The sequence below is a fragment of the Nocardiopsis potens DSM 45234 genome, from assembly GCF_000341105.1.
GTDB lineage: Bacteria > Actinomycetota > Actinomycetes > Streptosporangiales > Streptosporangiaceae > Nocardiopsis_A > Nocardiopsis_A potens.
The window spans coordinates 1-6,008 of sequence record NZ_ANBB01000014.1; the positions used below are offsets into that span (position 1 = coordinate 1).

Sequence of the window (6,008 nt, forward strand, 5' to 3'; positions counted from 1 at the left end):
GCCCGGATCGGCCCCCGGAAGCCCCGAATCGCCTTGATCGGGCCGGTGTTGGGGGGTTCGAGCCGCCCGGAAGGCCGGGAAGCAGGGGGCCGGAACCCGGGAAGAGCAGGAGTGCGGACTAGATGTCGCTTTTGCCCTGCTGGGAGGGCCTGCCTTGGCCACTCTGGGTGATCGGTGAGGGGGTGGTGGGGGCTTCGGGGCTTACTACTCGCTGGTAGATGTAATCGGGGTGCTGCCGGGGTGCGCAGGGCGCTCCCGCGCCCGCCCGATCTCCGCCGCGAACCGGGCATACAGGGATAAGGCCCCTGGCGGGCCCAGGCGGGCCGGGCCGGTGGACGCGGCGCCTGGCCCCCTCTCGCCTTCGCCGCCTGCTTGAACCCCTGCTTCGCGAGGTGCCGCGCCCGACCGGTCGGCCGGTGCCCTTCCCGCCTTCGCCGCCTGCTTGAACCCCGGCCCCGTGGGGCGCCGCGCTCGGGCGGCCGCCTCCGCTCCGCCCCTACCGCCGCCTTTGCCGCCTGTTTGGACCTTCGCTCCGTGGGGCGCCGCGCCCGGCTGGGGCGCCGCGCTCGGCTGGGGTGCCCGGTCCCGGCCCTTCCTTCGCCGTCGCTGCCGGTCTGAGCCCTTGCTCCGTGGGGTGCCGCGCCGGACCGACCGGCCGGTCCCTACCGCCGCCTTTGCCGCCTGTTTGAACCCTCGCCCCGTGGGGCGCCGCGCCGGACCGACCGGCCGGTCCCCACCGCTGCCTTCGCCGCCTGCTTGAACCCTCAGCCCGTGGGGCGCCGCGCCCGGCTGGGGCCGGGGCCGCGCCTGGGGGAGGGGGAGGGGAGGCGGCGCGGCCCCGGGGTGTGCGGGGTCAGGGCACGTCGGTGGGGGTGAGGACGACCATGTCGTCGCGGGTGGGGTCGGGGAGGGAGATGAGGCGGCCGGCCTGGCGGGTGATCATCTTCTCCAGGACCTGGCGGGCGTAGCGGGCGTTGCCGAAGGCCTCGGTGCGGGGGACCGCGTCGAAGTGGGCGAGGAGGGCCTCGGCGGTCTCGGCGGGGATGCGGTAGCCGCCGGCCTCGGCCATGCCCTCCACGATCGAGACCAGTTCGGCGCCGGAGTAGTCGGCGAACGGCACCCGGTGCGCGAACCGGGAGGCCAGGCCCGGGTTGGAGGCGAGGAACCGGTTCATCTCGGTGTCGTAGCCGGCGACGATCACCGCCACCTCGTCCCGGTGGTCCTCCATCAGCTTGACCAGGGTGTCCACCGCCTCCTGGCCGAAGTCGTTGCCGCCGCCCGCCGGGGTCAGCGTGTAGGCCTCGTCGATGAACAGCACCCCGCCCTTGGCCTTCTCGAAGACTTCGGTGGTGAGCTGGGCGGTGTGCCCGACGTACCGGCCCACCAGGTCGGCGCGGGCCGCCTCCACGGTCTGGCCGCCGGGCAGCACGCCCAGCGCGTTCAGCAGCCGCCCGTAGAGCCGGGCCACCGTGGTCTTACCGGTACCGGGCGGACCGGAGAACACCAGGTGGTGGCTGAGAGTGGGCACCGGCATCCCCAGCTCGCGCCGGCGGGCCGCCGCGACCAGCACGTTCACCAGGTCGTTGACGACCGTCTTCACCTCGGCGAGCCCGGTCAGCCCGTCCAGCTCGGCGCGGAGCGCCGCCACCTCGTCGGTGCCGGCGCCGGACTCCTCCGCCTCGGCCGCGTCGCCCAGGTCCTCCGGGACCAGCAGGGTCAGCTCGGTCGGGTCGGCGGGCGGGTTCTCGCCCAGCCGGTGCGCCTGCCGGTCCACCATCTCCTCGAACACCTTGCGCGCCTCGCGCCCGTTGCCGAACGCCGGGCCCTTCGGCATCCGGTCGAAGTAGCGGAGCAGCAGCGGCGGCAGCGCCTCGTCCAGGGTGTAGCTGTGCCGGGAGCCCAGGCTCCGCACGATCTCCACCAGGTCCTCGGGGCTGTAGTTGGGGAACTCCACGGTGCGGGCGAACCGCGACGCCAGGCCCGGGTTGGAGGCGAGGAACCCCTCCATCTCCGGGGCGTAGCCGGCGACGATCACCACCACGTCGTCCCGGTGGTCCTCCATCAGCTTGACCAGGGTGTCGATGGCCTCCTGGCCGAACCCGCCGCCGCCCTCCGCGGAGAGCGTGTAGGCCTCGTCCACGAAGAGCACGCCGCCGCGCGCCTTCTCGAACACCTCGGTGGTCTTGATCGCGGTGGCGCCGACGTACTGCCCCACCAGGTCGGCGCGGGCCGCCTCCACCACGTGGCCGTAGCGGAGCACGTCCAGGTCGGCCAGGAGCCGCCCGTAGAGCCGGGCCACCGTGGTCTTGCCGGTGCCGGGCGGGCCGGCGAACACCAGGTGCCGGGCGACCGGCGGCGACGGCAGCCCCATCTCGGCGCGGTGCCGGGCCATCCGGTTCCGGTTCACCAGCGTGGTGACCTCGCTCTTCACCGTCTCCAGGCCGATCAGGGCCTGCAGCTCGGCCAGCGGCCCCTCGTCCTCCTCCTCGGCGTCCTGCCCGGAGCCGCCGCCGGACGCCCCCGGAACCGGGGCGCCGGCCGGAACCGCGTCCGGGCCGTAGCTGTCCTCCGCCCGGTTGCCCTCGCTGACCAGCTCCTCGGCGCGCACGTGCGACCCGGCGACGGTCTGCCGCAGCCCGGCCCTGCCGTTGTCGCGCACCGTGCAGCCGTCCACCAGCACGTCCTCGCCGCTGCCGACGAGCACCCCGTCGGCCTCGTTGCCGAACAGGTCGCAGGAGCGCAGCACCGCCCGGCCGCCCGCGGCGACCAGCGCGCCGTTGCGGCCGTTGCCGTGCACCCGCACCCGCAGCGCGGTCACCTCGCCCTCGGCGTGCACCGCCAGCCCGTCCCCGCCGCACCCGGAGACCTCGCCGTCCCGCAGGTCCAGCACGGCCCCGCCGGAGGCGGTCACCCCGTTCTCCCGGGCCTCCACCACCCGCAGGCCGGTCACCGACGGGCGGGCCTCGCCCGAGGCGTGCACCCCGGCCCGGCGCGCCTGCGCCACCTCGACGTCCTCCAGCCGGCCCCCGCCGCCCTCGAACCGGACACCGTGCCCGCGCACCCCGCGCAGCCGGACCCGGCGCAGGAACGGGGCGGCGCCGGACAGCACCGACACCCCCGCCCCGGCCGCCCCGTCCACGGTCAGCTGGTCGAACTCGGCGGTGGAGTCCTCGGCGACGACCACCCCGCCGGCCTTGGCCGCGTGCACCTCCAGCCCGCTGAACGCGGTCGAGGAGCGCCCGGCGACGCGCACCCCGTCGCCCCCGGCCTCGCGCACCTCCACCCCGGTGAGCAGCCCGCGCGCCTTCTCCTCGGCGAGGACGCCCTCGCGGCCGCTGCGCACCACCGTCACCCGGTCGGCGCGCGGGTCGGTGCCGCCCTGCAGCACCAGGCCGCGGCCGGCCGCGTCGCGCACGTCCACCTCGGACAGCCGCACCGCCGAGCGGGACGACACCACCACCCCGTCGTCGGCGACGTCGTGCACCCGCAGCCGGACCAGTTCCGGCGCGGCGTGCTCGTCCACCGCCACGGCGGGCTTGGCGGTGCCGCTCACCTCGCACTCCTCCACCAGGCCCGCGCCGCCGCCGGCCGCGTAGATCCCGTTGCCGCCGGCGTCGCGGATGGTGCACCGGCGCACCTGGGGGGCGCCGCGCTCGTTGATCACCAGGCCGCTGGTGGCCACGTCCTCGATGACGCAGTCCTCGATCACACTGGGCTGGGCCGAGGTCACCACGATGCCCGCGCCCTCGGTGCAGGTCACCCGGCAGCCGCGGAGCGCCACCGCGCCCTCGTCGCGGGCCAGCACCGCCGCCCAGGCGGCGCCGTCCACCCGGCAGTCGGCCAGCTCCACCTGCCCGGCGGCGGCGTCCACCACCGGGGCCTCGGAGTCGCGGCCGCGCAGCACCAGCCCGGTCAGCTTGACCGCCTCGGCGATGGAGGTGATCACGCTCCCCTCCGAGCTGAGGAGCTCCACCGAACCGGGCTCCTCGGCGGCCATCAGGGTCACCACCCGGGTGAGGACCAGCTTCTCGTCGTAGCGCCCCGGCGCGAGGGAGAGCACCGCCCCGTCGCCGGCGGCGGCGACCGCCTCGCCGATCGTGCGGTAATCGGCGCCGCCCGACGGGTCGACGGTGCGCATGTGCGGGGTGTTCAACTCTTCGTCTCCATGATCGTTCAGGTGGACGCGGCCGAGCGGGCGCCGCGGAGGTGGAAGCGGCGGCCGGGCGGGCGGGGCGCCGGCGGCGGACCGGTGCCGGGCCCCGGCCCCAGAATGCCGCCTCCGGCCGACACCCCCGGAGGGCGGGCCCCGGAGCGCCGCACCGGCGCCGCGCCGCCCGGGGCGCGGGGGTGCGGCGCGCCCGGCGCCGCGCCGCACCCCGCACCGCTCCCTGCGGCGCTCCCAGCGGAGGTCATCGGACGGCCCGCCGCCGCCCCGGCGCCGCCCGTCCGGCGGCCGGCGCCCCGCTCACCGGTACCCCGCTCACCAGCACTCGGCCTCGACGACCGAGGCGGGGAGCTTCCCGGCGCTGCCGGTGTTGGTCAGCCGGAGGGTGAACGACCGGTTCACGTCGCCGAACTCGGTGACCGCCCAGTAGTTGCCGCCCTCGGGCTTGCCGATCTTGTACACGCCGCGGTTCTCGCCGCCGGCCCGCTCCCCGTTGAACAGCTCGAAGTGCGCGGGCTCGCCGCTCTCCCACAGCGGGTGGCCGCCGCTGACCACGAGGATGCGCAGCGCGCAGGTGGAGTCCGTGGTCCCCGGGGTGAAGGTCCAGGTCGCGGCGGTCTCGGCGTAGGAGTTGGGGTCGCCGCTGACCGGGAGGGCGTCGTAGGCGTCGTCGCAGCCCAGGTCGGTGTAGCCGGAGGAGCCGGTGCGCTCGATGCCGCCGCCGTGCAGGGCGTAGGAGGCGCCCCTGTCGTCGCAGCCGGGGCCGGCCACCGCGACGTAGTTCTTCTCGTCCTTGACGTCCCGGGCGCCGGGGGAGGAGTCCAGGTGGGTGGAGTACGGGCCGCCCTCCTCCGCGGCCGGCGGGTCCTGCTTCTCCGGGGCGCCGCCGCCGGAGCCGCCGTCGCCGCCCTCCTTCCCGGGGTCCTTCTGCTCGGAGCGCTCGGGGGCCTCGGCGCCGGCGCCCTTCTCCCCGTCCTCTCCGTCGCCGGGCTCTTCCCCGCCCTTCGGGGCGCCCTTCTCCGGGTCGGCCTCCGCGTCCTTCTCCCCGTCCCCGCCGGGGCCCTTCCCGCCGTCCTCTTCCCCGGCGCCGCGCTCACCGCGCTCGCCGTCTTCGGCGTCCTCGCCCTTCCCCTTCTCCTCGTCCTCCCCGTCCTCCTGCGGGGAGCCGTCGACCAGGGACTGCACCGGGGCCTCGCCGACCGGGCCGGAGCCGCCCTCGCCGCCCCCGCCGCCGGACTCCCCGCCGCCTCCGCCGTCGTCGTCGCGGTCCTCGCCGACCGCGCCGGGCGCCTGCGGCAGCACGTCCGGGACGAAGCCGCCCGGGTCCTGGCCGCCGCCCGCACCGCCGTCGCCGGGCACCACCGGGCCGCCGCCCGCCGCGGGCACCTGGGCCCCGGCGGGGGCGCCCGCGGCGTCGGCCGGGCCGCCCTCGGTCCCCGTGGCGCCCACGGCGCCGACCATCCGCATGCCCGCCTCGGAGAAGCCGAAGGGGGCGGCGACCAGCATCAGGCCGGCGATCGCCGCCAGCGCCATGGTGGGCTTGCCGGGCCGGTGCGCGGTGTCCGCGGCGCCCTTCCCCTCCACCGCCGACCGGGCGCCGAACCGGCCCAGCGCGGCGGTGAGGCCGGCCGCCGCGCCCGCGGCGGGGGGAGCCGTCCCGGCGGCCTTCGCGGCCGCGGCGGGGCCGGCGGGGGCCGGCGGCGGTGGCGCGGACGCCGGACCGGTCGGCGCCGCCGCCGACTCCGGTGCCGGGTCGGCCGAGCTCATCAGGGCTCCGGGCCGCTCGGCCTTCGCGGATTCTCCTGCCATGTCTCGGTTCCTCTCTGAGTGGGGGGCCGGTCGC

General features: G+C 77.0%; 2 protein-coding genes. Both read right to left on the reverse strand.

The window, feature by feature from the left end; genetic code table 11:
* Window positions 1-853 precede the first annotated feature (853 nt).
* The gene (locus D459_RS0105235; protein WP_026120072.1) at window positions 854-4,138 is read right to left on the reverse strand and encodes a right-handed parallel beta-helix repeat-containing protein; all 3,285 of its coding nucleotides are present in this window, start codon (window positions 4,136-4,138) and stop codon (window positions 854-856) included.
* Between the two features lie 342 nt (window positions 4,139-4,480).
* Window positions 4,481-5,974 (reverse strand): ICP22 family protein, encoded by a 1,494-nt coding sequence (locus tag D459_RS0105240; protein WP_026120073.1) that lies wholly within the window; start codon window positions 5,972-5,974, stop codon window positions 4,481-4,483.
* Window positions 5,975-6,008: the final 34 nt, after the last annotated feature.

What these genes read in the sequence shown, in the direction of transcription:
- D459_RS0105235 (WP_026120072.1), bottom strand. Translation starts at nt 4,138, where the DNA reads ATGCGCACCGTCGACCCGTCGGGCGGCGCCGATTACCGCACGATCGGC.
- D459_RS0105240 (WP_026120073.1), bottom strand. Translation starts at nt 5,974, where the DNA reads ATGGCAGGAGAATCCGCGAAGGCCGAGCGGCCCGGAGCCCTGATGAGC.